Here is a 26781-nt window from a genome sequence, read left to right as displayed (position 1 = left end):
GAGAGTAGATGGCAGACGTGATAGACGCCCCGGCCCCGGCTGACAGGACTTCGATGAAGACCTACCTCGCCGATCACATCCGCGATTACGGCATGCTGCTGGCATTGGTCGTTATCATGGGCTTCTTCCAGATCGTGACCGACGGAACCCTTCTGCGCCCAGTCAACATCACCAACCTTTTCCTGCAGAACAGCTACATCATCATCATGGCGCTGGGCATGCTGCTGGTGATCGTCGCGGGCCATATCGACCTCTCCGTGGGCTCGGTCGTCGGCTTTGTCGGTGCCCTCGCGGCCGTGATGATCGTGCAATGGGAATGGCCCATTCTCATGGCCGCGCCCGCCTGCATCCTTACCGGCATCCTGATCGGTGCCGCGCAGGGTTACTGGATCGCCTACTGGCGGATTCCGTCCTTCATCGTCACCCTCGCGGGCATGCTCGTCTTCCGCGGCCTGTCGCTCTGGCTGCTCGAGGGCCAGTCGGTCGGCCCCTTCCCTGTCGAGTTTCAGCGCCTCTCCACCGGTTTCATTCCCGATTTCATCAGCCCGTTCGGCGCGCTTCTGGCAGAAATCACCGGCGCGAAACGCGTCAATGGCTTCGCAGTTGCCTGCGGTATCATCATCGCCGCCGCCATCGTCTGGGTCGGCTACCGTTCCCGCATCCGCAACGCCCGCTATGGCATGGCTGGCGAGCCGATGGCATTCTTTGTCATCCGCAACGCTCTCGTGGCCGGTGCCATCGTCTTCATTTCCTACAAGCTCTCCACCTTCCGTGGCCTGCCGAACGTGCTGATCACAATGGGCGTCCTGACCGTAGTCTACGCCTTCCTGACGGAGAAGACGACGCTCGGCCGTCGCATCTACGCACTCGGCGGCAACGAGAAGGCGGCCAAGCTCTCTGGCATCAAGACCGAACGGCTCACCTTCCTCGCCTTCGTCAACATGGGTATGCTCGCGGCACTCGCGGGCCTCATCTTCGCCGCCCGCCTCAATACCGCAACACCCAAGGCCGGCGTCGCCTTCGAACTCGACGTCATCGCCGCGGTCTTCATCGGCGGTGCCTCCATGTCGGGCGGCGTGGGCAAGATCGTCGGTGCCGTCGTCGGCGCCTTCATCATGGGCGTCATGAACAACGGCATGTCGATCATGGGAATCGGTATCGATTATCAACAGGTCATCAAGGGTCTCGTGCTGCTCGCCGCCGTCATCTTCGATGTCTACAACAAGAGCAAACAGGGCTGAGGCCCGGAACAGGACGCGCACAATGGACGCCACCAGCTTCAAACCAGCCACCTGGCCCCGCAAACTCCGCTCCCAGGAATGGTTTTCGGGCTCCACCAAGGATGCCATCTACCACCGCTCGTGGATGAAGAACCAGGGCTTCCCGGCCGACCTGTTTGATGGCCGTCCCATCGTCGGCATCTGCAACACCTGGTCGGAACTCACCCCCTGCAACGCGCATCTGCGCGACATCGCCGAGCGGGTGAAGAACGGCGTGTGGGAAGCGGGCGGCTTCCCCGTCGAGTTCCCGGTATTCTCGCCCTCCGAAAGCACGCTGCGCCCCACGGCCATGATGTTCCGCAACCTCTGTTCGATGGATGTGGAAGAGGCGATCCGCGGCAAGTGCATCGACGGCGTGGTCCTTCTCGCGGGGTGCGACAAGACCACCCCAGCCCTGCTGATGGGTGCAGCCTCAGTCGATCTGCCCGCCATCGTCGTCTCCGGCGGCCCGATGCTGAACGGCTATTTCCAGGGCGAGCGAGTAGGCTCCGGCACCCATCTCTGGAAGTTCTCCGAAGCCGTGAAGGCCGGTGAGATGACGTCGGAGGATTTCGTCGAGGCGGAAGCCTCCATGTCCCGTTCCCCCGGCTCCTGCAACACCATGGGCACCGCCAGCACGATGGCCAGCATGGCCGAGGCTCTCGGCATGGCACTCTCCGGCAATGCCGCCATCCCGGCGGTCGACAGCCGTCGCCGCATGATGGCGCAACTTACCGGACGGCGCATCGTGCAGATGGTCAAGGACGACCTGAAACCTTCAGACATCCTGACGAAGGACGCCTTTGAGAACGCCATCCGCACCAATGGCGCCATCGGCGGCTCCACCAACGCCGTCGTGCACCTGCTCGCCATCGCCGGCCGCGTCGGTATCGACCTCACGCTCGAGGACTGGGACCGCTGCGGCCAGAACGTGCCCACGATCGTCAACCTAATGCCTTCCGGCAAATATCTGATGGAAGAGTTCTTCTACGCCGGCGGCCTGCCCGTTGTTATCAAGCGTCTGGGTGAGGAAGGCCTCCTGCACAAGGAGGCCATCACCGTTTCCGGCGCCTCGATCTGGGAAGAGGTGAAAGACGTCAAGAACTGGAACGAGGATGTCATCCGGCCGAAGGAACAGGCGCTGACAGCCTCTGGCGGCATCGCAGTCCTGCGCGGCAACCTCGCCCCCGGCGGCGCGGTCCTCAAACCGTCCGCCGCAAGCGAGCATCTGCTGACGCACAAGGGCCGCGCCGTCGTCTTCGAGGACATCGACGACTACAAGGCCCGCATCGAGGACGAGGATCTCGACATTGACGAGACCTGCATCATGGTGCTCAAGAATTGCGGCCCGCGCGGTTATCCCGGCATGGCCGAGGTCGGCAACATGGGATTACCGCCCAAGGTCCTGCGCAAGGGCATCACCGACATGATCCGTATATCCGACGCCCGCATGTCCGGCACCGCCTACGGCACCGTCGTCCTGCATACCTCGCCCGAAGCTGCGCGCGGCGGCCCGCTGGCAGTCGTGCAGTCCGGTGACATGATCGAACTCGACGTTCCGAACCGCCGCCTGCATCTCGACATTCCGGACGCCGAACTGGAGGCCCGTCTCAAGGCCTGGCAACCGACTGTCGATGTTCCCGATGGCGGCTACGCCCAACTCTACCATGAGCGGGTGATGGGCGCCGATACCGGGGCGGACTTCGACTTCCTCGTCGGCTGTCGCGGAAACGAAGTGGCACGGGAATCGCATTGATGTCCACGCCTGTCGCGCTCGTCGGCATCGGCAAGATCGCCGAGGACCAGCACCTCCCGGCCATTGCCTCCAGCGATGACTGGCATCTGGCAGCCACTGTTTCCCGCTCCGGCTCCGTGCCGGACGTCGAGGGTTTCACCGGCATCGAGGAAATGCTGGCCACCCGGCCCGACATCCCTGTCATCTCCCTCTGTCTGCCGCCCGCGCCTCGCTTTGCCTATGCGCAGGCCGCTCTGGAGGCCGGTCGTCATGTGATGTTGGAAAAGCCTCCAGGTGCGACACTCGCGGAGGTACATACCCTCGCCGCGATGGCGCGGGAGCGCGGCCTGACGCTCTTTGCCTCATGGCACAGCCGTGCCGCCTGCGGTGTCGCTCCTGCCAGGGAATGGCTCGCCGACAAACGCATCACCCGCGTGCACATCGACTGGCAAGAAGACGTCCGCGAATGGCATCCGGGCCAGGACTGGGTCTTCGAACCCGGGGGCATGGGCGTCTTCGACCCCGGTATCAACGCCCTGTCGATCCTCACGGAGATCCTGCCGCACCCGGTTCACCTCACCGCCGCCACACTCGATTTCCCCGCTAACCGCGCGACCCCCATTGCCGCAAACCTCCGCTTCACCGGCAACACCACGGCGCATTTCAACTGGCTGCAGGAAGGCCCGCCAACATGGGACATCGACGTGGAGACGTCGGAAGGCACCCTTCACCTCGGCAAGGGAGGCTCGACCCTCAGCATCGGCGGTGCCGACCACCCGCTGCCGCGCAACACCGAGTATGCCGGCCTCTACGCCCGCATGGCCGAATGCATCGCTCTGGGGATCAGCGATGTCGATCTCGCACCGATGGTCCACGTGGCGGATGCCTTCACTCTCGGCCAACGGGTGGAAGCGGCGGAGTTTTCGTTCTGAGCGCCGCTCAGTGCACAACCCGCGCCAGTTTTTCGGGATTTCGGGTGATGTAGATCGCCGTGATCTTCCCGCCTTCGGTATCCAGCGCTGTCGTCTGCACCTGCCCGCCCATGGCACTGACAAATCCCGGCAGACCGTCGATCATCACGAACCGCTCGAACCGCATGCCGCTGCCATACTTGCTCGCGTGGCCAAGCAGCAGCCGCAGCATCCGTTTCGACCCCCGGATCAGGTTCGGATAGGCCAGAACCTTGCCGCCACCGTCCGACTGCAGCGTCACACCCTCAGCCAGCATCCGGGACAGGGCTTCCGCATCTCCCACCCGGCAAGCCTCGAAAAAGGCCCGCACGATATTCTCACCTTCATCCCGTGCCACCGGGTAACGCAGCTGGTCCACCCGCACATGCGCCCTCGCCCGTCGCGCCAGTTGCCGCGCCGCTTCCGGGCTGCGCTCCACCACCGCCGCCACCTCGTCCAGTGGCTGCCCGAACACGTCGTGCAGCAGGAAAGCCGCACGCTCCAGCGGCGAAAGCCGCTCCAGCGCCAGCATCAACGTCAGCGTCAGGTTGTCGGCGCGCAGATCGTCGTCCTCGGCTTCTACCAGCGGCTCCGGCAGCCAGATGCCGGGATAGCTCTCCCGACGCGACCGCGCCGACTTCATCATGTCGAGACACAAGCGGCTGACCACCCTCGTCAGCCATGCCGCCGGCTCACCGATTTCGGCCTGCGCCTGTCGGTCCCAGCGCAGCCAAGCCTCCTGCACCACGTCCTCTGCCTCAGAGGAGGAGCCGAGCATCCGGTAGGCGAGACGCAGCAGCCGCGGCCGCTGCGCCTCGAACACATCCACCCCCGGCTCAGGCGGCAACCGGCAACTCCAGCGGATGCGCGGCACGGAAACCCACCTGCATCCGGTTCCAAAGGTTGATCGCCCCTATCGTCAGTGACAGCCAGGCCCGCTCATCGGGGTCGAAGGCGGCCTCCACCAATTGCCAGTCACCATCCGGCGCGCCCGACTCCGCCACCAGCGTCAGTGCCTCGGTCCAGGCCAGTGCCGCACGCTCCCGCTGGGAGTAGAGCGACGACTCCCGCCACGCCGGCAGCATGTGCAGGCGCAGCGGCGTGTCGCCGTCGCGCAGCGCTTCGGATACGTGCATATGGATGCAGAACGCACAGCCGTTGATCTGCGAAGCCCGCAGCTTCACCAGATGCACAAGCTCCCGCTCCAGCGGCGAGTTGCCGATCGCCGCTTCCATCGTGAACAAGGGCTTCATCCCTGCCGCCGCCCGTTCCATGTAATCGGTCATCCTCGGTGTCATGTCTCTGTCTCCTTCTTCGAACTGACACCCCTCTGACGAGGCAGCGAAGCGGAATGTGACATGCAGCGGGAAATTTATCCTGCTCGCGCAGCCACCGGTTGGTCCAGAGGCTGCAGTTGCAGCCACAGTTTGCCGTCACGATACCCACCCCGGTTCAGATGCCCGCGCGTTTGCACCTCGGGATATTCATCCGCCCAATCGCGATAGCGGTCATTGGTGACAATCACGGCTCTCATATCACGCGCGGCCCTCAGGATATACGCGTCCGCCGGCGTCCCCTTGGGCACCACCATCACGCTCGCCTCCGGCAGTTTCAGGTGCCGGGCGAATTCACGGTGATGCTGATAGCGGCCTTTCAGCAGATAGCCGGCATTGGCGTCGAACATCACCCCCGGCATATACCCCAACGCTGAGATCCTGCGCACCACGTCACGCACCGTTTCGATATCCGGCACGCCCTTCTTCCAGTACATGATGTTGGAACCATCGATGATGACGTAGTTCTCCGGCGCGGCGCGCGGACGACGCAGCAGCGCCCTTATGAACAGTATGGCGCTTGCCAGCACTCCTGCCGCAGCCAGCGGTATCGCTTCCGTCCATTCGGGCCGGACGATACCGGCACCGAGGGCGGCAAGGCAGACAACCAGAAACAGTAAAGGTATTTTCAAATCACGTGCCGGGCAGCTTCATCGCCTGCCCGCCTCAAATCCGACTGTCGGACCAGCATGGCACCAGCCTTCTGCGGCCGTCAACCGGCCGCTGCGCAACGGTTCACCCGGCAGGCATACGCGCCTCGACCAATTCCGCCCAGTAGGAGGCACCCACCGGGATCAACTCGTCATTGAAGTCGTACTCGGGGTGATGCAATCCCGCCCCCGGGCCGCCGCCAACCTGGATATAGGCCCCCGGACAGGCCTGCAGCATGTAGGAAAAGTCCTCGCCACCCGTCGTCGCCGGTGCATTGCGCTCCACCGCGCCAGTCAATCTCTCCGCAACATCGGCGGCGATCTCGGTCTCGCGTGGATGGTTGATCATGCTGGGGTAGCTCGGCATCCACTTCACATCCGCGCGCGCGCCATGCGCCTCTGCCGTCAGCGTGGCGATGTTCCTGAGGCGGATTTCGACCATCTCCCGCGTCTCGTTGGTGAAGGTGCGCGCCGTGCCTCGCAGAACCACACGCTCCGGGATCACGTTGAACGCCTCGCTCTCAGTGCGGAAACTGGTTACCGACAGCACAGCCGCCGTTTGCGGGTCGGCATTGCGCGACACCACCGACTGCAACGCCACCACGATAGCCGAGGCCGCCAGCGTTGTATCGACCACCATCTGCGGACGTGCCGCGTGTCCGCCCTTGCCCGTCACCAGGATCTCGAACGTATCGACAGCCGCATAGAAGGCGCCGGGACGGATGGCGAAGCTGCCCAGCGGCCTGTTCGGAACATTGTGCATCCCGTAGATTTCCCGGATGCGGAACCGGTCGATCAGCCCGTCCTCGACCATGGCCTCGCCCCCGGCGCCGCCCTCTTCCGCCGGCTGGAAGACAACGGCCACCGACCCGTCGAAATTACGCGTTTCCGCCAGATACTTCGCGGCCCCCAGCAGCATTGCAGTGTGGCCGTCATGTCCGCAGGCATGCATCTTGCCGGGTACCTTGGAGGCGTATTCTTTGCCCGTCGCCTCGGTGATCGGCAATGCATCCATGTCCGCCCGCAGGCCGACGACATGCCCGCGCGTATCCTTCTGCCCCCGGATCAGGCCAACGACACCAGTACGCCCGATACCTTCCACCACCTTGTCACAGCCGAACGAACGCAGCTTTTCGGCCACCATCGCCGAAGTCCGGTGCGTGTCGTACCCCAGTTCCGGGTTGGCATGCAGGTCGCGCCGCCATGCGGTAATCTCGCCCTTCATTTCAGCCATGCGGTTCCTGATTGGCATCGGCTATTCTCCCTCTCCGGCAGCCGCCGCTTCGAACTGGGCATAGGCCTTGGCACTCAGATCATCGCCCAACAATGCGCGGGCGACCGCGGGCGCGATGGTGAACACGTCGTGCCCTGCGAGAGAAAGCGCCGTCACCTGCTCCGGATTCCGCAGGGAGGCCGCCATCACCCGGCAGGTACCGCCACCGGCCCGGGAAATCGCAAGCATCCGCGCCATATGCGCATCCGCATCCATTCCTGCCTCCACCATCCGCCCGTAATACGGCGCGATGTAGTCGGCCCCCAGCGCCACTGCCACCAGCATCTGCTTTGCGTCGTAACAACATGTCATCAGGATCTTGCCGCCCAGCGCCTTCACCGCCGGCACCTGCCGGATCGCATCCGGCACCAGTGGTACCTTCACCACGGTCTCGATGCCCTCGGCCCGTCCGGCCTCATAGAGAGCCGCGGTGAACTCAACATAGCCCTCCACAGGTCCGGCCGCCTGCGCATGCAATTCCTGTGCCCCCAGGGCCCTTGCCCGGCCTGCCATCTCTCGCCAGTCGATAGCGCCGTATTCCAGACCCGCGCGATGCGCCAGCAGCGGGTTTGTTGTGATACCGTGGAAAATTCCCAGCGGCATCAGTTCTTCCCAGGCCGCCCGTTCCGCCGTGTCGAGGTAAAGTCTCATCCTGCCGCTTCTCCTGCCTTGCGCCCCGAGAACAGGCAACCGCCGAGAAACGTGCCTTCGAGAGCGTTGTATCCGTGGTAGCCTCCGCCACCGAACCCGGCTGCCTCGCCCGCGGCATAAAGCCCGCCTATCGGCTCTCCGCCATCATCCAGCACCCTTGCGTCTAGGTCGGTGTGGATACCGCCCAGTGACTTGCGCGTCAGGATATGCAGCTTGACTGCGATCAGCGGCCCGGCTGCCGGGTCGAGGATGCGATGCGGTCTTGCCGTCCGCACCAGCCTGTCCCCGAGATACTTGCGCGCGCCGCGAAGTGCAATGATCTGCGCATCCTTGGCAAATCGGTTTTCCAGTTGCGCATCACGCGCTTCGATCTCGGTGCGTAACGCCTGCGCATCGAAGCGCCCGCTCAATCGGTTCATGCCCTCGACCAGTTTCGCAAGATCTTCGGCAACCACGAAATCGGCGCCCTTTTCCTTGAAAGCCTCCACAGCGCCGGTCGCGCCCTTACCCACCCGTTCCTTCAATACCGCCCGCCAAGATGCGGAGGTCAGGTCCGGGTTCTGTTCCGAACCGGACAGGGCGAATTCCTTCTCGATAATCTTCTGCGTAAGCACAAACCACGAATGCCCATGCCCACGGCGGCAGATTTCGCGCAATGTGGACAATGTGTCGAACCCCGGCATACAGGGTGCAGGCAGCCGATTGCCCTCGGCATCGAACCACAGCGAGGACGGTCCCGGCAGGATGCGGATGCCGTGGCGCGGCCAGATGGGCGCCCAGTTGCGGATGCCTTCGGTATAATGCCACATCCGGTCGGTGTTGATCAGCGAAGCCCCCGCCGCCGCCGCCACGTCCAGCATCCGGCCATCGACATGGGCCGGCACCCCGCAGACCATCTCGTCCGGGGGCGGTCCCAGACGGTCAACCGGCCAGTTGCGCCGCACCATCTCGTCATTGCCGCCAATCCCGCCGGAGGTAACGATCACCTGCGCGGCGTCGATCCGAAAATCCCCCACCACGTCTCGGTTCGTCTCTGCCCCCCGCTCGGCCGCATCTTCCGCCAGCACATCACCTGCCACCGCTCGTACTGCGCCATCGGAACATTCCAGCGCAGTCACCCGGTGGCGAAAGCCGAAACGCAGCCGCCCTGCGCGTTCATGCTCCAGCGCCCGTGCCACGAACGGCGCCAGTACCCCCGGCCCCGTGCCCCACGTCAAATGAAATCGCGGAACGGAGTTTCCGTGCCCGCTTCCAAAGCTGCCACCACGCTCCGCCCAGCCGACCACCGGAAACCAGCGCAGCCCCAGGCCATGCAGCCAGTCACGCATCTCGCCGCTGGCGAAATCGAGGTAGGCCGCAGCCCAGCTGCGAGGCCACGCATCCGTCTCCCTGTCGAATTGGGCGGAGCCCATCCAGTCGCCCACCGCCAGGCCCAGGCTGTCACGAATGCCCATCCGCCGCTGCTCCGGTGTATCGACCATGAACAACCCACCCAGTGACCAGTGCGCCTGCCCGCCGAGGTTCTGTCGCCCCTCCTGATCAAGAACGAGTACCGATTTGCCCCGGTCCGCCACCCCCACGGCCGCCACAAGGCCCGATAGCCCGGCGCCAATCACGACGACATCAGCCTCCATGGGCAGCAACCCCGACGCCTGTCTGATTGTTCATGCCGATTTCCCCCGTGCCTTTCGCACCATGAAAGATCATTGCGGCGGAAGATCAATCGAATACTGGCCGGAATTTCCTGACGCCTGCAGCTCTCGCATATGCCGTGAAGATCAGGGGTTCGCGGTCTCCCGGCCACCCGTCAATCACTGATTTTCTTGTTTAAACTTATATGAATCAATTGCTTGAGGTAAAAAATTGATGTGCTCTCAATACTCGCCATCTTCCATGATATGGCTGAAGCCCAGCGCGTCCAGCCCGCTGGCGATTTCGTCGGCCACCTGCGGATGCGCCAGCAGGTATTGCGCCGTCGGGGCCCCGCGGCGCTCGTCCGCCAGCGCCAGCGCTTCGTCCCATTCGTCCGCCCCGAAGTCCCCCCGTCCCAGCCACATCAGCGCCACCAGTTCCAGCTTGTGGTCGAGGTCGAGCGCCCCGATCTCCTCCTCCAGTTCCTGGTTCAGGGGATCGCCATTCTTGCGGTTGACGTTGAGGTGCCATACGTCGCCCGCGGCCTCTTCCAGGGTCTCGGCCATCTGCGTGGCCTCGCCGCCGGTGACCACCCGCATTTTCACGATCAGGCGTCGCAGGTACTCGGGATCAAAATCCAGTTCCGGCATGGCCGAAAGCCCCCCTTCAGGGGCGCAGTCTGCCACAATTTGCGCTATCCCGCCAGCGTCAGCACTGCCTTCGTCGCAGCACAAACGATGTCCCGCGCGAAGGGCAGGTCGATCACTGTGTCCGCCTGCCGGTGATAGTTCGGGTTAGGGTCCGCCCCGGGCTCCGAGGCAAGGTTGGCAAAGAAGTCCTCGGACAACAGCACCGCCGGCCATCCCTGCTGGTGAAAGGCCGCATGGTCCGACCGGTTGATCGCCCCGTCATAAACATCCCTGTCCGGTGCGCCGGACCAACTCGTGCCACGGTAAACCTGTGCAGGTGCCAGCGTGCCATAGGCCGCGCCCGCGCTCTCGACCACCGCTGCCATCGGCAGGCTAGCGTCCCGCGCCGCCCCGTCGAACGCGCCGGCATGTACCTCCCACAACCGATGCGCGTCCGAGTTATGTCCGATCATGTCCAGGCATAGCGCCCCGCGCAAAGGCGCGTTCGCTGCCTTCAGATGGGCCGCATAGGCCTTGGAGCCGACAAGCCCCTGTTCCTCGGCGTTGAAAAAACAGAACCGCACCGTGTGCCGCAGCTTGCCGGCGTGATGCGCCTTCAGGTATCGCGCCATGCTCAGCACGCCCGCAAGGCCGGAGCAGTTGTCGTCCCGGCCCGGAGCCGGATCCACAGCGGAATTGTAGCCGCCGTCGTTTGCCGCGGTGCTGTCGAGGTGGCATCCGACGATCTGTATGCCAGCACCGAACCCGGCGAACAGGCAGAACCGGTGCCACCACGGATACCACGGCCGCAACTGGAATATCTCCTCCATTCGCAACCGCAGCTCACGCGGCTCCATCTCACCGAAATTTCCGTCTCGGAACCAGTCCGCCAGCTTCAGGCGTTCCATCTCGCCTTCCCAGGCCTGCACCGGTTTCAGCACCGGCCCGCGCAGCATGATCTCGCGCACCCGCTCCAGCACCTGCGGCTTCAGCACGAAATACCCCCGCCCCGGCAGATCGGCGATGATGTTGGAATGCATCGTTCCGCCGTGGAAGAAGTTGTGCCGCCACGGGCAATAGCCCATCGCCCGCAGATCGGAGAGCAGTTGCGCCTCCACCCGCTTGTTGTCGGCGTGGTTGATGTGGCGGGATACGATCACCCCCGCCGCGTCCAGCGGCGTCACCCCCGAATAACGGTCGATGTCGTTCTCGTAGCCTGCTGTCACGCTGGCACATGCGGGCAAACTCAATTGCCGGATCACGCTGTCGGGCAGCACCGCCTCCGTCACGTCGATGATCTCCGCGGGAAACCGCATGTAGTCACCGCTGCGGAACCCGGCGTCCTCCATCACCGGTGGCCGCAGCAGTCCGGGGTCGGGCAGCAACGCCTCGGTATGCCCGTGCTCGCCGTGCATGCCGATATCCTCCGCCGTCTCCCCCGGTCCCAGCGCCAGCAGAACCTGCCCCGGCTCACGGTACAGCACCTTGCGCCGTTCCGGTGGCTTACCCTCGTCCAGACGTTGCCAGACGAGGTCGCAGACGCCCGGATCGCACTCCAGCCGCTCCACCGACAGCCCCTTGCCACCATCCAGCGCCGACTCGCCCATCAGGGCAATCAACACCCACGCCCTGCTGCCCCCACTGGGCTGGAAATACAGCGGCACCGCACCGGTCTTTACCGCAAAGCGCCACAACGCATCCCGACCGCCGGTCAGACACGCCGCCACCACCGACTCTCCGGCACACACCACCGGCAGCAGCGCTGCGTGGGCCACCGGCAACATTCCTGCCTTGGCCGCATCTCCGCGCATTCGCCGGTCGCCGGACACCAGCGCGACCCCCTCGCCGCCGCGCATCTCCGCCGCCACCTGCACATCGTGCATCGGCACGGCGATCACCTCGGATCCGTCGCTGTAGGGCAGCAGTGCCCCCCGCGCCTTGGCCCCCTCCGGCGTCGGAACCACCAGCGCCGTCTTCACGCCGGTCTCGCGGGCCAGCGCCAGTGCGGCACGGGTCTCCGGCCACAGGTCCATCCCCATGGTTCCCTCTCCACCCTCGCGCAAGGCGCCGCTGGCCTGATCCAGCACCACCAGCGCTGCGTGTATCTTTTCCTTGGCCATGATCCCCTCCCCTTTCAGGGCGTGTCCGCGCCGTAGCGCAGCCGCGTCAGATGCGTCGCGCCGGAATGTTTCGTCACCACGAACAGCCGATCGAACTGGCTCTCCGCCAGTTCACTGACCCCGTTGACACCAAGCGCCGCGATGATGTCGTCCACCGTGTTGGAATGGCCGACGATCACGACCTCACGGCCGTTGAAATCCGCCAGCGCCGCGTCCACCGCTTCCGAAACCGTACCGGCATCATACTGCACCGGCGTCACTCCGGCCTCCGCCGCCACTGGTGCGCCGGTCAGTTGCGTACGCTGGAATTGCGTCACGTAGACCGCATCGATGCCCACATCGCGCAGCACATGCGCCAATTCCTGCGCCCGCGCCTCACCGGCTGTCGACAGCACGGGATCCGCCGGGTTGGCCGTGGCCTTCTCGCCGTGCCGCACCACGAATACCGTTGTCGTGATCGGGAAGAACCACCACCACCAGCCAATGATGATCACGGCAACGATCACCAGCCCGGAAATCAGCATCCTGCGAAAGCCGTGTCTGCGTTCCTTCATCGGTCCATCCTTTCACGTTTCGATAACCGGGGGGAAAGCCAGCCCCCGCAAGCTTTCCCCCAACGGTCCCGCCGCGGCATACATCGCCGTGACGGGACACCGGTTCCCCCACTCAGGTCTCGTCGTCGTCCAGATCGAATTCGATCCGCAGCCGCCGGACGCCGCCAGCTTCCGAAATCGTACCCCCCGGCAGCGCGGTGCCGCCGCGCAGAACGCCCAGGATGTCGCGGATCGTATTGCCCGTCAGCACTGGCTTTATCGGGTCGCGTCCGCCATCCGGGTCCTTGCCGTCGTCACCGGCATCGAAGGACAGCGGATAACTCATGCCGCCCGACAACTCGCCGTCCAGCCACACCTCGATCCGTATCTCGGCATCGCCCTCCTTGATCGCCCGGCGCACCAGGTCGTCAGAGAAATCCTTGCCCGGCTCCATCTGGAAGTAGACCTTGTTGCGTGCGCCTTCCTCCAGACGGAACTTCGGCCCACCTTCGGAAACGACACGCATCTGCCAGCCCAGCCGCCGCAGGAATTGGGGGAGGATGATATCGATACGGGCGATCCGCGGGTCGCAGAACGGGTTGCGGACGATGATCACGTGTTCACGCCACCACTCCACGATCCGGCGGAAAGATGGCAGGATCGGGTTGACGTTGCGCTGGCCGATGTTGTTGTCGAACGGCACCAGCCGGCTCTCCGGGATCGTGCCGTTGATCGTCGTGTCATTGCCCTCGTCGCCATCGGCGCGGGCAATCGCCAGCAGGCATTCGTGCCCCACTTCCGTAGGCACGAAGGCGAACGGTCCCGCGATATCTTCGCCGCCAGATGCGATGGCGGGCAGGCCCAGCGTCGCCGTCGCCATTGGCATCCAGTCGTCGGGAAAGGCCAGCCCGGTGCCCGGAATGCAGTGATACGCATCCACGGAAACCCCGTTTGCCGTCTGCGTGCCCCGGTTTTTCACCCTGACATACATGTAGTTAGTCTGGCCGACGATCGGCTGCTCGTGCGTCAGGCCGCCATCGGCGCTGCGGCGCACCCACATGTCCTGGCAGGACCAGTGGTTTGCCTGCCACTCGTATTCCCCGTTGCGCCCGTCATCAATGTATACATCCACATCCGGCGGGTTGCCCACAGTCGTCACATTGCCCGGCGTCCCCGGTGCCGCCAGTGGCTGGAAAAGCCCCTGCTGTTCAAAAGACCAGCGGATCACCTTGTGCAGATGTCCGCCGGGTATGCCGTTGAACATCGGAATATTGCGTTCGAAATCCTCCATCGCCGCCTCGAAAACCTCGGGGTTGCTGGTTGTGGACGTCAGCGCACCACAGCCGCCAAAGATCAGGTTCATCACGTAGTTGGAGGCCTCGCGCTGCCGGTTCACGTTCCCGGAATCGCCGCCGTAGGAGCGGTAGAGACGGAACAGCGTCGAGGAAAGCACCTGCTCGCCGTCGTAGCCGGAACCGTATTGGCTGCCAAACCAGCCCCAGCCCGCCGCAACCGTCCGGTCATGCCTCCGGGTAAAGCCGGAGCCCGCGTCCACCCACGGGAAGGTCAATCCGCGATCGGGCGCCGCGGTGCCCGGGTCATTGGAAATCGCAGCCATGCTGTCGCCCGCACTGTGGGCGAAGCCGAAATTGGGTCCGCCGACGCTTTCATACAACAGTGCATGGCCGAACTCGTGCCAGCACACCCGGTTCGACGTCGAAATCCCCACCGGCTCGCCCGTCTCGACAAGGCCGAAGGTGTAATGCCCCATGCCGTCGCCCGTCCCGTTCGACCATGCGTGGGCGTTGCGTCCGCCGAATTCACCGCGATGGTCGACCGGCACCGGGAAAGTCGTTCCGGCAAAATACGTGGGAATGTCGAAGCCGAAATCCTGCACCGTCCGATAGCATCGATCCATGCTGAAATAGGCATTCACGGCTGCAAAATCGTCGGTCGTCACGTTGAAGTTGAACGTGCCACCCGGACCCGCAGCTTCCGGCGCGGCCACCACCGGATCCCGCGTCTCCTGAACGGACACGAACTCACCGGCCAGCGGCTGCGGCGTCGCCGCCGTCAGGCCCTGCAACGTCACGCTCGTCCGGAATGGGTTGAGCTGTGCGTCGCTCGCGTCCGGCCCCAGCGCCGTGCCCGTCTGCGTCTGCGGATCGCGATCATAGACCATTCCGGTCGCGCCGCCGACCAGCGCCCGGATGTACAGCACCGCACCCGTCTCCGGCTCCACCAGCGCCCGCCAGTTCGCGGTGTGTCCGGCCTCGGAGTACGGCGCCTCGAACAGTATCTCATCGGCGATGTAATGCTTTCCGGCCTCGATACCCTTCGGTACGGCGGCCAGCTTCAGTGGCAACGCATGATCACGGCCGAAACAGCCACCTTCCTCGCGGTGCGGCTCCTCCACCCGCTCATCCGGCTCGTAGCGATAGATGACCTGGCGACGCACGCGCCCGTTTTCGGCCTTGTCCGGCGTCGCGCCGATCATCTTCTTCAAGGTCGTCTTGGCAATCCCGTCCATCGGCTCTCGCGCGCTTTTGGCTTTCGGGTTCTGCACGTCGATCCCGGCATGGACCGATGATTGCAGCGAGGTGACGGCTTTCGTTTCCTCGGCGATCCGAATGCCCACCTTCGCCCCGAAAACCGGCATCCCCATCGCCTCCTGCTCGTAGACCACCATCATCGTGCCGGGCAGCGGCTTTTCCTTCACCATCCGAAGGATCGGTTCATCAGCGCGTTTTGCATCCTCGGCTGCCGGATCGCTGTCCATCCGGGTCTTTTCCAGCCCCATCTGGCCCATCAGTTCCTTCAGAGCCCAATTTGCCATGATAGTCGGGCTGGCCCCGGCAAAACCGTCAGGCACAGCCATCGGCGCATCGAAGGTCATGTGTTCGACTTCGCCATACTTGTTCCGGATAATCGTCTCAGACATGGCATTTCCCCCAAAAAGCGATGTGTGAATTTCTTTCTGGGACAAGGGTGACACAGTGCACGCATGCCGGATGCGACATTTGTCACTCCCCACAAGGAAGCGATCAAAGCGCTATGGGTCAGACAACCAGTTGAATTGATGAACGGATTGCCGGCAAGGCCTCAATCCGCCGCCAGCGCCGCCACCTCCTCGGCGTATTCTGCCAGCCCCTCCACGCCCTTCGGCGTCAGCGCATAGACGCCACGCTCGACTCTCTCGAACCAGCCGTAATGATCGGCCCGCAACATCGCTCCCGCTTGCGCGAATCCTGTCGCTGCCGCCACGTCGCGCGCCCGCGCCGGGCCCGAGGCCGCCAGAAATTCTGCCGCCCGCAGCGCCGATTGCCTGTAGGCTGTGACCTGCTTCACGCCTGTTACGCCACCCGTCACCGGATCACCCACACGCCGCTCGAACTCCCGCAACAGCCGCCCTGCCCGCTTGCCATTCCGGCGCGGCTGATACGGCCCCGGATCCAGATGCGCCGTCACCCTGCCCGTTTTCACATCAACGGCCAGCAGTCCCAACCCCAGCCTGCGGCACAGCCGCAGGACATCCTTGTAACGCAGCTTCCACCCCTTCGCGCCGGACACCGGCACCGCCAGGTAGACATCATCAAACAGCGCCTGCCGCGCCGTCCCCTGCATCACCAGCGCCAGCGAGAATGTCAGCTTCAGTTCCACCACCACCGGCGGTTCCTGCCCGCGCCGGGCCAGCACGTCGCAATTGCCAATCTCGCCCTTCACCTCGAAGCCCTGACCTTCCAGATAAGCCTTCACCGGCGCGTAGAGATCGGTTTCCCGCATTCGTCGTCCCCGTTTTTTCCGCACAAAGATTGACCCGCATCAAGGCGCCCGGCAACCACCTGCGCCAGACTTGGTGGCGAAACGATGGAAGGAGACCACAATGCAGGACCGAAATCAGATCAGGGCGCGGCTCGAACGCCGCATGGCTGAACTCGATGGCCGCCTCCACAGGATCGAGGACACTCTGGAGGAAACCCCGCCCCGCGACTTCGAGGATTTCGCCACGGAGCGCGAGGAAACGGAGGTACTTGAGGGGCTCGGCACCGCCGGCCAGCAAGAGATGCGCCGCATCCAGGCGGCACTGGACAGGCTTGCGGCCGGGCTCTACGGTGTCTGCACCGGTTGCGGCGAAAGCATCGACGAGGACCGCCTCGCCATCCTGCCAGAGACGCCGATCTGCCGGACCTGTGCAAAGGCGTGTTCATGAGCTTCGAGACACTGAAAGCCAGTATTTCGCTCCTGCTTGACCAGATGGTCAACCAGCCGGAGGACGCACATCAGATCGAGGAGAGTATCCGCGAGAAGATCGCGGAATTCCGCTCGCTCGGTCTGCCGGTGCCGGAGGATTTCAAGAGCTTCGAGGCAAGCCTGTCCCGCGATCTGGCCCGCCACCGCGGCTAACCCTACTTTTACTGACGCAAAATCGCCGCGTGCCGCGCAAGATAGGCCTCCCGCTCGGCCTTGCAAAGTGTGCCCTGCATGGCCTTGCGGTCGTCGATCACCGCCCCAAGCCTGTCGTCGACACAGTTCAGCAGGGCTTGTGTCTCATTGCGCAGCAATGACCGCAGAGTGGCTGAAATCTCCGCCCACCGCGCCTTCTGAACCGCAAACCCCTCCGGATCGCTCATGTCGTGCTCGGGGTCGGAAAAACGCGCGAACGCATGGTCGAACATGCCTTTGGAATTGATCCTTACTCGCTCCATCAAAGCCGCGATCTCGCCCAGCGTGTCGCCGTCCCCCGCCAGTTCCAATGCGTCGATCTTCTGTTGAAGCCGGATATACAGGGCCTGCACATCCGCGCGATTGGTGACAATCTGCTCGGGTATCAGCCTGATGTCAGGCGGCGGCGCTGCCAGCGTGTCCCACTTCTGCAGCGCAACCTCGAAGTTCTCAAGCTGGCTGTAGATCCGCTCGCCATACATCGAATCCCGGAGCGCCTCCGCCACGCTCCGCACTTCCTGCACATTGTCGACGAAGGCCGCCCTGCGGTCACGTTGATCGCCGTAGAGTTTGTACGCTCCACCAATCAGCGTCAGCATCCCGACCAGGATGCCGACCCTTATATCCCACCGCTCAAGCCTGCTCTTGGACATCGCACTCACACCATCCGCGTGTTGAAACCAATCACATTCACATCTTTAGCATTTCAGATATATTCTGGCGGCACAGTTCCCTGCGAGACAATGGCATTCGTCACAGTTCGGTATTCTCCAGGATGTCACCGCGGCCGCCTTCCTCGGAAATAGCGTTCCGCCGCGGGGTCGCTTCAGGCGATCTGCTCGATCCGCGCCCTTTGGCAGAGCGGATATTCGGCCACGAACCCTTCGATCGCCGCCCGCATCTCCGCAAATGACGGCCCATAGAAATACAGCGCCGTCTCACGCGATCCCTGCCAGTGCCCACGAAAAGAATCACCCTGCGCGATCAGCTGCTGACACTCCGTGATCACGTGGTTGACGTCTGAGGTGCTGTATATTTCCTCGTCCAGATCGGTGCCGTTGAGGAACAACCCCAGTCCTTCCAGAACCCCGAACGGCAGTTCCTCGCTGCCCTCCCGGATCAGACGCGAACCCATCGGCGCCCCCAGCCCCTCCAGGTGGCCGATCAGCAGTGCCACGGTCTCGTCGCTGTCATCAGTCAACCTGATCTCGACGTCGCAGAACTCGATCCCCGCCGGCTCTTCCGCCATCTGCGTGCCGCCGCCGGTCACCTCTCCGAGGCCCGCCTCCCGCAAAAACTCGTCCAGCGGATCCTCGAAATACTCGCCGCGGTCGATCGGCTGCACCCGTGCATTCAACCGCGCACGCACATAAACTCCCTCGGCCTGCTTCTCCGGCACACCCCCGCCGAAAAGCCGCCTGAGCCCTGAAATCACCCCCAAATGTCACCCCTTTCCAAACACTTTGTTCACCCGGCGCGCAGGGTAGCGCCGGATCGGACGGGTTACACCATCAATAGGCGGGTATATCGACGAAAAATCACGTTTGGAGACGGAAATTCGCCGGAATCGGCCTCAAGCCGGGCAGACTGCGGATAAATCGGCAATTGCTGCCGGGCACGGCCTCGCACCGGGCCCGGCATTTCACTCACTCGATCATCGAAGTGATCTTGTCCGTCCATGCGCCTTCCGGCCGCTTGGTAATCACCGGTGCTTCTCCCCCGGACAGCAGGCTGTCCACGGTGGTCTCGGCGGCCGAAACGTCCAGTGTGCCGTCGGACCCTTCCGTCAGTTTGTTGATCTCGCGCATCATCCGCCGCTGGTGCTCCTCGGTCTGGGCGCCGGTGGCATCATACTCCAGCACGATATCCGCCGCCTCGTCGGGGTTCTCGCGGGCATACTCCCACCCCTGCATGGAGGCGGCAACAAACCGCGCCAGCTTATCGGCCATCTCCGGATCTTCGACATTCTCCTCGGTGGTGTAGATCCCGTCTTCCAGCGTCGCCACACCCTGATCCGTGTAGTTGAAAACGACGAGGTCATCCGGGGTAAACCCTGCGTCGATCACCTGCCAATACTCATTGTAGGTCATGGTGGAGACGCAATCCGCCTGCTTCTGGATCAGCGGATCGACGTTGAACCCCTGCTTGAGGACTTCCACGCCCTCGTCGCCGCCCTCGGTCGGAATGCCGAGTTGGCTCATCCAGCTGAGGAACGGGAACTCGTTGCCGAAGAACCAGACGCCCAGCGTCTTGCCCTTGAAATCCTCGGGACTCTCGATCCCCGTCTCCTTCAGGCACGTCAGCATCATGCCGGAGCGCTTGAACGGCTGCGCGATGTTCACCAGTGGCAGCCCCTTCTCGCGCGCGGCAAGTGCCGCCGGCATCCACTCGATGATCACATCGGCCCCGCCGCCCGCGATCACCTGCGGCGGCGCGATGTCCGGCCCGCCCGGCTTTATCTCTACATCGAGATCAGCGTCCTCGTAGAACCCCTTCTCCAGCGCCACGTAGTAGCCGGCGAACTGCGCCTGCGTCACCCACTTCAGCTGCAGCGTCAGTTCGTCCGCCGCTTCCGCCGCTCCGGCCGAAAGCCCGAGCGCCATGATCCCTGTCAAAACCCGTTTCATCTCAGTCTCCTTGTTGAACACTAAATGGCTCCTCACCTCTCCCGTTGGGAAGGATGCCAGAAGGTGGCCGCTCTCTCCAGGAGCGCTATCCCACCATAGAACGCGGAACCGGCCACCGCCGCCACCGCAATCACGGCCCAGACCATGTCGAGCGAAAGCCGCCCCACCTCGGTCGAGATCCGGAACCCCATGCCGCGCGTCGGTGATCCGAAGAATTCTGCGACGATCGCCCCGATCAGCGCAAGTGTGGATGCGATCTTCAGCCCGTTGAAGATGAACGGCGCCGCTGCCGGCAACCTCAGCTTCAGTAATGTCTGCCAGTAGCCGGCCGCATAAGTGCGCATCAGGTCACGCTGTAGCGCGTCCGTTTCCTTCAGTCCGGCGACCGTGTTCACCAGCATGGGAAAGAACACCATGACGACGACGATGGCGGCCTTGGATTGCCAGCCGAAACCGAACCACATCACCATGATCGGCGCCATGCCGATGATCGGCAGCGCAGCCACGAAATTGCCCACTGGCAACAAGCCGCGCTGGAGAAACGGCGACCTGTCGGTGACAACCGCCACCACGAAGGCCGCGCCGCTGCCGATCACGAAGCCGGACAGGGCGCCCTTCACGAAAGTCTGCACGAAATCGCCCCAGAGCAGACCTTGCGTCGCCGGGTCCGCCAGCCGCGCCGCGATGGCCGAAGGCGGCGGCAGGATCACTGCCGGCACGGCCAGCCCCCGCACCAGAAGTTCCCAGATCAGCAGCAGCGTCGCTCCGAAGATCAAGGCCGAGATCAGCGGCACCCACCGCTCCCGTCGCCGCGCCAGCCAGTGGTTGAGCGCCCAGCCCGCAATCCAGACAGCCAAGGCCGCCACGATCAGCATGCGTTTCTCCCTGCCGCCGGCGTGGCTCGCGCCACGGTCATGGGTCCGCGCCGATGGCGGGCATGTCCTTGACGCGGGCGTGACCCGCAGAAAACTGAAGGTGGCGCGTTCAGGGCAGACTTGCCCCTGAACCGCTTCCCGGCAGAATTCTGTGCCCGCACCCCAAGCCCGACCCGCGCCAAACTCATCGCACCATCCCCATCCGCGCCAGCACCACCCGCTGCACCAGCCCGATCAGCCCCACCATCACCGCGGCCAGTGCCGCCGCGGCAAAGAGGGCGGACCAGATCTGGATCGTCTGCCCGTAGTAGCTGCCCGCCAGCAACCGCGCGCCCAGCCCGCCGGCCGCTCCGGCAGGCAATTCGCCAACAATCGCCCCAACCAGCGCGGCCGCGACCGCGATCTTCAGCGAGGCGAAGAGATAGGGCATCGCCGACGGCCAGCGCAGCTTGGCGAACGCCTGAGAGCGGGACGCATTCCACGTCCGCATCTGGTCGAGTTGCATCGCGTCAGGGCTGCGCAAGCCCTTCACCATGCCGACCGCAACAGGAAAGAAACTGAGATAGGTGGAAATCAGCGCCTTCGGCAACAGCCCCGAGATGCCGACGGAATTGAGCACGACGATGATCATCGGCGCGATGGCCAGGATCGGGATCGTCTGGCTCGCGATCAGCCACGGCATCACCGAATTGTTCATCGCCCGGTCATGTACGATCCCGATGGCCAGTAGGATGCCGAGCCCGGTGCCCAGCGTAAAGCCAAGCAGCGTCGCCGACAGGGTAATCCAGCCATGATACACAAGGCTGCGCTTGGAGGTCACATTCTTCTCGGCCACCGTCTCCCACAGTTCCACGGCCACCTGGTGCGGCGCCGGCAGCTTCGGCTTGTCCTGAGAGAGAGTGTCAGCGACCAGGGCGCCGAGGCTCAGCTCCACATCCGCCCGGGCCGCCCGGTCCTGTGCCCAGGCGGAGTTCAGCCAGACGGCCGCGCCGTACCAGATCACGAGGATCGCGGCGACAACCGTCAGTACGGGCAGGACCGACCTCATCGCAGCCAAGCCCGCCGGACCGGAGGGTTCGACCGGGCTCCGCTGAAATGTTGCATTTCAGACGGGGGCAAAGCCCCCGTGCCCGCCCTGCGGGCCGGAGCCCCTGCGCCGCGCCCGACCGCCCTAATCATGCCCCGCCCTCAGCCCTTCTCGCACCCGATGTGCCACGGCAATGAACTCTGGCGTATCGCGAATTTCCAACGGCCGTTCCTTCGGCAGCGGGCTGTCGATCACGTCGCGGATTCGCCCGGGACGCGGGCTCATCACCACGATCTTCGTCGAAAGATACACCGCCTCGGGAATCGAATGCGTCACGAACAGCGTCGTCTTGCCTGTCCGCGCCCATAGTGCCAGCAACTCTTCGTTCAGCCGGTCGCGCACGATCTCGTCCAGCGCACCGAAGGGCTCGTCCATAAGCAGGATGTCGGCATCGAACGCCAGCGCCCGCGCGATGCTCGCCCGCTGCTGCATGCCGCCCGAAAGCTGCCACGGGAACTTGCCCGCGAACCCGCCGAGTTCCACCAGTTCCAGCACCCGCGCCACCCGCTCCGCGCGTTCGGCCCTGGAATATCCCATGATCTCCAGCGGCAAAGCCACGTTGCCGCCGATCGTCCGCCACGGATACAGGCCCGCCGCCTGGAACACGTAGCCATACGCCCGCGCCTTGCGCGCCGCTTCCGGGCTCATTCCATTCACCGTCACCGCACCGCCGGTCGGCTGCTCCAGATCCGCGACCACCCGCAGAAAAGTCGTCTTTCCGCAGCCCGACGGGCCAATGAAGCTCACGAACTCGCCCGAGCCGATCTCGAGGTTCACATCGGAGAGCGCCTGTACCGGCCCGTCTCCCGTCTCGAATACGAGGTTCAGACCACGTGCCGATACCACACTTTCAACCACGCTCTTTCCTCATCGCATCAATGGCGTCTTTCGCCTCCTTCAGACCCACGCCGTGTTCCTCTCGGTAGAGCCTGATCGCGTCGATCACCCGTCCCTTGGCCAGCGCAGCCTCGATCTCCGCCGATGCCCCGGTGTGATCGCGCGAAATCGGGCCCGGCACGTTGCCTCTGCCTATCGCTTCGACAGCCTCCTTCGCATCCTTGAGCCCGGCGCCCGTCGCCTGCCGGTAAAGCCTGATCGCCGGAATCATCCTCCGGGCCGCAAGCATGGCCTCGATCTCCCGTCGCAACTCCGGGGTCAGGCCCTTTCCCGTTGCCGGCATGCCGTCGCCGACCCGGCGGGATGGCCGGAACTGGCCGGCAACAAGCAGGACCACAACGATGCCCGCCGCAATCGCGATCCACATCATCGCGCCACCCGGCACGACGGCCTAGACCCCGCTCGCCGGAATGCCCGAACGCTCGACCTTCCGTGGTGCCGTCAGTTCCTTCCACGTACTCAGCGCCTTGTTCACCGCGTGGAACGGCTCGCGCTTGACGAACTCGCCATGGCCCTCCTGCGCCTTGAGCGTGCCATCCTCGACGGCGACGAAACCGCGGGTCAGCGTGTAGCGCGGCAGGCCCTTCACTTTCTTGCCCTCGAACACGTTGTAATCAATTGCCGAGACCTGCTTGGACGCCATGATCGTCTTCTCCGCTTCCGGGTCCCAGACAATCAGATCGGCATCTGCGCCCACCAGAACGGCGCCCTTTTTCGGATAACAATTCAATATCTTGGCAATGTTTGTTGATGTAACAGCCACGAATTCGTTCGGCGTCAGCCGCCCGGTGCCCACGCCATGGGTCCACAGCATCGGCAGCCGATCCTCCAGCCCGCCGGTCCCGTTCGGGATCTTGGTGAAATCGCCCACGCCGTATCGCTTCTGCTCGGTCGTGAAGGCGCAATGATCGGTGGCGACCACCTGCAACGATCCCGCCGCCAGCCCGGCCCACAAGCTGTCCTGATGCTTCTTGTTGCGGAAGGGCGGGCTCATCACCCGCCGTGCCGCATGGTCCCAGTCGGGGTTGGCGTATTCGCTCTCGTCCAGCGTCAGATGCTGGATCAGCGGCTCGCCGTATACGCGCTTGCCATTCTGCCGCGCCCGCCGGATTGCCTCATGCGCCTCCTCGCAGGAGGTATGCACCACGTACAGCGGCACACCCGCCATATCGGCGATCATGATCGCGCGGTTGGTCGCCTCACCCTCCACCTCCGGCGGGCGGGAATAGGCATGCGCTTCCGGCCCGTCATTGCCCGCCGCCATCAACTTAGCCTGCAACTCCGCCACCACGTCGCCATTCTCCGCATGCACCAGCGGCAGCGCGCCCAGTTCGGCACAACGCTGGAACGAGGCGTACATCTCGTCGTCGTTGACCATCAGTGCACCCTTGTAGGCCATGAAGTGCTTGAACGAGTTGATGCCCTTTTCCTGCACCACCGTCTTCATGTCGTCGAACACCTGCTCGCCCCACCAGGTGATCGCCATATGATAACTGTAGTCGCACGACGCGCGGCCCGATTTGTTGTGCCACATGTCCATCGCCTGCAGCAGGGATTGGTCGGGCGAAGGAAGCACGAAATCAACGACCATCGTCGTGCCGCCCGAAAGTGCAGCGCGCGTTCCGCTCTCGAAATCGTCCGACGAATAGGTGCCCATGAATGGCATTTCCAGATGCGTGTGTGGGTCGATCCCACCCGGCATTACATAACAGCCCGTGGCGTCCAGCACGGTATCGCCGGAAAGTCCCTCACCGATCTCGATAATCTTGCCGCCATCAACCAACACATCCGCCTTATAGGTGAGATCCGCCGTGACGACCGTGCCGCCCTTGATAACCGTTGTCATGATACGCCTCGTTTTCCCTGTTGTCCGGCACGGCCGGGGCATCGCCGGCCCGCCGCCTTCCGCCACTCTAATGAGCAGTCCGGAGAGTGCAAGGAACGAGAACGCCCCGCAAGGGGCATGAACGACAAAGTGCCTTTCCGTCAGGCACTTGCCCGCATTGCGTCAGGGGCAGCGGGTGATCGCCGCCGAAAGGTCGCGATCCTTGAGGATGAGGGAAATGCCCATTTCCGTCGCCGCCGAACACGCAGCTTCCCAATCGAGCTCAGCGTTGGTGAATTCGGCCCCGTAGACGGGCTTGCCCGCATCAAGATAGGGCTGGAGCTTGTCGCACCAGACATGTTCAAAACAGCTTTCGGCGATGGCGAAATCCATCTCGCCCACCAGATCAGGCACCAGATCCGGCACGTTCTTTTGTCCGATGGCCAGTCCCATGCCCTTGGCGACCATTACCAGTGCCTTGGCATAGGCAAGGCTGTCGGCAGCCGTGATGGGAAATCCGCTGTCATTGAAATGCACATCGAGATTGTCAGGCTCCACCGCATCAAACCCCTTGTCCCTGCACGCGCGGAACCGTGCTTCCATCAGTGGCAGCAACGTGTCGATCTCCCGGATGTCGAGGAACCGCTCGTCCGGCCAGTCACCGTAGATTTCGCCGATCACCGCCGCCGGAAACTGGTTGGCATCGTGGCGATAGCTCTCCAGCGTCCCGACCGAAACGTAACAGATCAGATACGTGCCCCGTTCCTTCAATGCGGCAACGTCGGAGCTGACAATACTGTCGGGATCAACATCCATCACATCGACGACGCGGTCATAGGCAAACGGGGCGGAGAGTTGCCAGTCCCAGCTCGGCAATGTCGGCGGTTTGGCAGTTGCCTCTTCGCTCTCCACCACGGTCGCCGCCGTCGCTTCCGGCACCACGTTGGCTTCCTGCGGCATGCCGGTCGGGGGCAAGGCCACTTCGCCCTGCCCCGGACCCGTTTCTGTGGTCGGCATGAAGATCACGAGGAAAATTGCGATAGCCACAATGGCTCCGCCGGATATCAACCACTTTCCCCAACGCAGCCCGCGTTTCAACGCGCCGCGCTTGCCTCTTCGCGCCACGGTCAGTCCTTACATGCAGGGAAGGCTGGAAATCGCCTTGCTAGACCCGGCCAACGAGAAGGTGAAGAAAACTTCCTTCGCCTTGTCATTGAAGACGATGCGGTCGCCACCTTTCAGTCCGTCCTGGAAAGCCTGGATCACCGGGCCCTGATAGAACTCGCGCGGGAAATACTTGTTGGTCACCAGTTCCTTTTCGAACCGCACCTGGCCGGCATCCCGGATCGTCACGGTCGGCGTGAACCCCTCGCCGGCGAACTGCTTGTTCTCGGCGGAACGGCTGCCAATGCGATAGAACAGGCCATCCTGGTCACCCGTCCGGCACCCGATCTCCAGTACGATCTCCTTCGGTCCGCGCACAAAGGCCACCTGCTCGGCGCCACCCAGTGCCGTCGTGGCATTGCCATCAGCATCATAATAGCCGACTTCCCACTGGTTGCTGAAGTGCTTCGGCGGATCCTGCGCCACTGCTGCACCGCCGAACCCGAGGGTTGCGGCCAGAAAGGCCCCCAAAAACTTTCGCATCGTTCTCTCCTTTGTGCCCGGCCCTTGTCCCGGACCGGTCTGCTTGTTGCGTTACAATGACAGACAGGAACGCTCAAGGCTACAGCTACTCGTTGCAGGTGCGCCGCGATACGTTCGTCTGATCATTCCCGAGGATCATGATATCGACCTCTGCTTTCAGCAACGCACAGCTGGCCCTACAGTTCAGATGTTTTTGCGAGTGCCGGCTCTGGCAACGGGCCGCGAACAGCGGCAGAAGCAGCCGACGTTTCACATAAGAAACGGGCTGCAAGCAATTGATAAAATAAGGGCTTTCGCGGTTTCTTCAGCGCGCTGCACTGTTTGGAGACCGTCGCTGTCGCTGCGATGATCCACCACCGCGCCCCTGGCCGACGCGAGGAGAAGCCATCCGACACTTCGGGAGAGGTCGAATGGCTCCCTGAATTATGCGTCCCGACTGGGACTGGTACCGACGATCAACGGGCGAAGCAGAAAAGTTGCCCCACTCATTGCTCAACCCCCCGATCGAACTCCGGGGCCCCCAAACCCCGGCTTACTCGTTACGCGTGTTATGTTGAACACAAGGGAAAGCTACCGCATCCCGGGCTGGCAATCTGTTCTCTCCGGAACATAGT

General features: G+C 63.6%; 26 protein-coding genes. 5 read left to right on the top strand and 21 right to left on the bottom strand.

What is annotated here, in order from left to right:
• Positions 1–8: 8 nt before the first annotated feature.
• From mmsB to GO499_RS03060, 3 genes are read left to right on the top strand one after another with little or no spacing between them, the layout of a single operon-like run.
• Positions 9–1241 carry a multiple monosaccharide ABC transporter permease gene (gene mmsB / locus GO499_RS03070; RefSeq protein WP_161860814.1) on the top strand — a complete coding sequence of 411 codons (1233 nt, stop codon included), beginning with the start codon at positions 9–11 and terminating at the stop codon, positions 1239–1241.
• Positions 1242–1263: 22 nt separating this feature from the next.
• The gene (gene araD / locus GO499_RS03065; RefSeq protein ID WP_161860813.1) at positions 1264–3015 is read left to right on the top strand and encodes an L-arabinonate dehydratase; all 1752 of its coding nucleotides are present in this window, start codon (positions 1264–1266) and stop codon (positions 3013–3015) included.
• A complete protein-coding gene (locus GO499_RS03060; protein WP_161860812.1) occupies positions 3015–3926 on the top strand; it encodes a Gfo/Idh/MocA family protein in 912 nt (303 codons plus the stop codon). The genes araD and GO499_RS03060 overlap by 1 nt, the downstream gene beginning before the upstream one ends.
• Positions 3927–3933: 7 nt before the next feature.
• Here GO499_RS03060 and GO499_RS03055 read toward each other — a convergent pair whose 3' ends face one another.
• The 11 genes from GO499_RS03055 to GO499_RS03005 all read right to left on the bottom strand — a co-directional run bounded on the left by GO499_RS03055 (position 3934) and on the right by GO499_RS03005 (position 16549).
• Positions 3934–4791 (bottom strand): sigma-70 family RNA polymerase sigma factor, encoded by an 858-nt coding sequence (locus tag GO499_RS03055; RefSeq protein WP_161860811.1) that lies wholly within the window; start codon positions 4789–4791, stop codon positions 3934–3936.
• Entirely contained in the window at positions 4781–5242 is a 462-nt protein-coding gene (locus GO499_RS03050; RefSeq protein ID WP_161860810.1) for a carboxymuconolactone decarboxylase family protein, read from the bottom strand. Before GO499_RS03050 ends, GO499_RS03055 begins: the two co-directional genes overlap by 11 nt.
• A 74-nt stretch (positions 5243–5316) precedes the next feature.
• Positions 5317–5910 (bottom strand): NYN domain-containing protein, encoded by a 594-nt coding sequence (locus GO499_RS03045; RefSeq protein ID WP_284154873.1) that lies wholly within the window; start codon positions 5908–5910, stop codon positions 5317–5319.
• A 103-nt stretch (positions 5911–6013) separates the two neighbouring features.
• Positions 6014–7180, bottom strand: a complete 1167-nt coding sequence (locus tag GO499_RS03040; RefSeq protein ID WP_161860809.1) for a M20 aminoacylase family protein — start codon at positions 7178–7180, stop codon at positions 6014–6016.
• A gap of 3 nt (positions 7181–7183) precedes the next feature.
• Positions 7184–7852: a transaldolase family protein gene (locus GO499_RS03035; RefSeq protein WP_161860808.1), complete on the bottom strand. Its 669-nt coding sequence runs from the start codon at positions 7850–7852 to the stop codon at positions 7184–7186.
• The gene (locus GO499_RS03030; RefSeq protein WP_161860807.1) at positions 7849–9486 is read right to left on the bottom strand and encodes an FAD-binding dehydrogenase; all 1638 of its coding nucleotides are present in this window, start codon (positions 9484–9486) and stop codon (positions 7849–7851) included. Before GO499_RS03030 ends, GO499_RS03035 begins: the two co-directional genes overlap by 4 nt.
• A 240-nt stretch (positions 9487–9726) precedes the next feature.
• Positions 9727–10134: a DUF3775 domain-containing protein gene (locus GO499_RS03025; RefSeq protein WP_161860806.1), complete on the bottom strand. Its 408-nt coding sequence runs from the start codon at positions 10132–10134 to the stop codon at positions 9727–9729.
• Positions 10135–10178: 44 nt separating this feature from the next.
• The gene (locus GO499_RS03020; RefSeq protein ID WP_161860805.1) at positions 10179–12233 is read right to left on the bottom strand and encodes a M28 family metallopeptidase; all 2055 of its coding nucleotides are present in this window, start codon (positions 12231–12233) and stop codon (positions 10179–10181) included.
• A 14-nt stretch (positions 12234–12247) separates the two neighbouring features.
• A complete protein-coding gene (locus GO499_RS03015; protein ID WP_161860804.1) occupies positions 12248–12787 on the bottom strand; it encodes a histidine phosphatase family protein in 540 nt (179 codons plus the stop codon).
• Between the two features lie 112 nt (positions 12788–12899).
• Positions 12900–15707, bottom strand: a complete 2808-nt coding sequence (locus GO499_RS03010; RefSeq protein WP_161860803.1) for a hypothetical protein — start codon at positions 15705–15707, stop codon at positions 12900–12902.
• A gap of 161 nt (positions 15708–15868) precedes the next feature.
• Entirely contained in the window at positions 15869–16549 is a 681-nt protein-coding gene (locus GO499_RS03005; RefSeq protein ID WP_161860802.1) for a DUF2161 domain-containing phosphodiesterase, read from the bottom strand.
• A 100-nt stretch (positions 16550–16649) separates the two neighbouring features.
• Between GO499_RS03005 and GO499_RS03000 the strand changes: the two genes are divergently transcribed.
• Complete coding sequence (locus GO499_RS03000) at positions 16650–16976, top strand: TraR/DksA family transcriptional regulator (protein ID WP_161860801.1); 327 nt, start codon at positions 16650–16652, stop codon at positions 16974–16976.
• Positions 16973–17170, top strand: a complete 198-nt coding sequence (locus GO499_RS02995) for a hypothetical protein (protein WP_161860800.1) — start codon at positions 16973–16975, stop codon at positions 17168–17170. Before GO499_RS03000 ends, GO499_RS02995 begins: the two co-directional genes overlap by 4 nt.
• 8 nt (positions 17171–17178) lie before the next feature.
• Here the strand turns inward: GO499_RS02995 and GO499_RS02990 are convergent, their stop codons facing one another.
• From GO499_RS02990 to GO499_RS02945, 10 genes are all read right to left on the bottom strand, one after another.
• On the bottom strand, positions 17179–17862 hold the full coding sequence (locus tag GO499_RS02990; RefSeq protein WP_161860799.1) for a hypothetical protein: 684 nt from the start codon (positions 17860–17862) through the stop codon (positions 17179–17181).
• Positions 17863–18035: 173 nt separating this feature from the next.
• Positions 18036–18650: a hypothetical protein gene (locus tag GO499_RS02985; protein WP_284154872.1), complete on the bottom strand. Its 615-nt coding sequence runs from the start codon at positions 18648–18650 to the stop codon at positions 18036–18038.
• A 205-nt stretch (positions 18651–18855) separates the two neighbouring features.
• Entirely contained in the window at positions 18856–19836 is a 981-nt protein-coding gene (locus tag GO499_RS02980) for an ABC transporter substrate-binding protein (RefSeq protein ID WP_161860797.1), read from the bottom strand.
• A gap of 32 nt (positions 19837–19868) precedes the next feature.
• On the bottom strand, positions 19869–20711 hold the full coding sequence (locus GO499_RS02975; RefSeq protein ID WP_161860796.1) for an ABC transporter permease: 843 nt from the start codon (positions 20709–20711) through the stop codon (positions 19869–19871).
• Positions 20712–20895: 184 nt separating this feature from the next.
• Positions 20896–21759, bottom strand: a complete 864-nt coding sequence (locus GO499_RS02970; protein WP_161860795.1) for an ABC transporter permease — start codon at positions 21757–21759, stop codon at positions 20896–20898.
• 123 nt (positions 21760–21882) lie between these two features.
• Positions 21883–22656: an ABC transporter ATP-binding protein gene (locus GO499_RS02965; RefSeq protein ID WP_161860794.1), complete on the bottom strand. Its 774-nt coding sequence runs from the start codon at positions 22654–22656 to the stop codon at positions 21883–21885.
• A complete protein-coding gene (locus tag GO499_RS02960; RefSeq protein WP_161860793.1) occupies positions 22649–23065 on the bottom strand; it encodes a hypothetical protein in 417 nt (138 codons plus the stop codon). The genes GO499_RS02965 and GO499_RS02960 overlap by 8 nt, the downstream gene beginning before the upstream one ends.
• A gap of 21 nt (positions 23066–23086) precedes the next feature.
• Positions 23087–24541 (bottom strand): dihydropyrimidinase, encoded by a 1455-nt coding sequence (gene hydA / locus GO499_RS02955; RefSeq protein ID WP_161860792.1) that lies wholly within the window; start codon positions 24539–24541, stop codon positions 23087–23089.
• A gap of 162 nt (positions 24542–24703) precedes the next feature.
• Complete coding sequence (locus tag GO499_RS02950; protein WP_161860791.1) at positions 24704–25567, bottom strand: endo alpha-1,4 polygalactosaminidase; 864 nt, start codon at positions 25565–25567, stop codon at positions 24704–24706.
• An 87-nt stretch (positions 25568–25654) separates the two neighbouring features.
• The gene (locus GO499_RS02945) at positions 25655–26167 is read right to left on the bottom strand and encodes a hypothetical protein (protein ID WP_161860790.1); all 513 of its coding nucleotides are present in this window, start codon (positions 26165–26167) and stop codon (positions 25655–25657) included.
• Between the last annotated feature and the right edge of the window lie 614 nt (positions 26168–26781).

The organism is Algicella marina (assembly GCF_009931615.1).
GTDB classification, from domain to species: Bacteria; Pseudomonadota; Alphaproteobacteria; order Rhodobacterales; family Rhodobacteraceae; genus Algicella; species Algicella marina.
The sequence above is the reverse complement of the archived record's forward strand: the minus strand, read 5'-3'. Positions and strand labels throughout refer to the sequence as shown.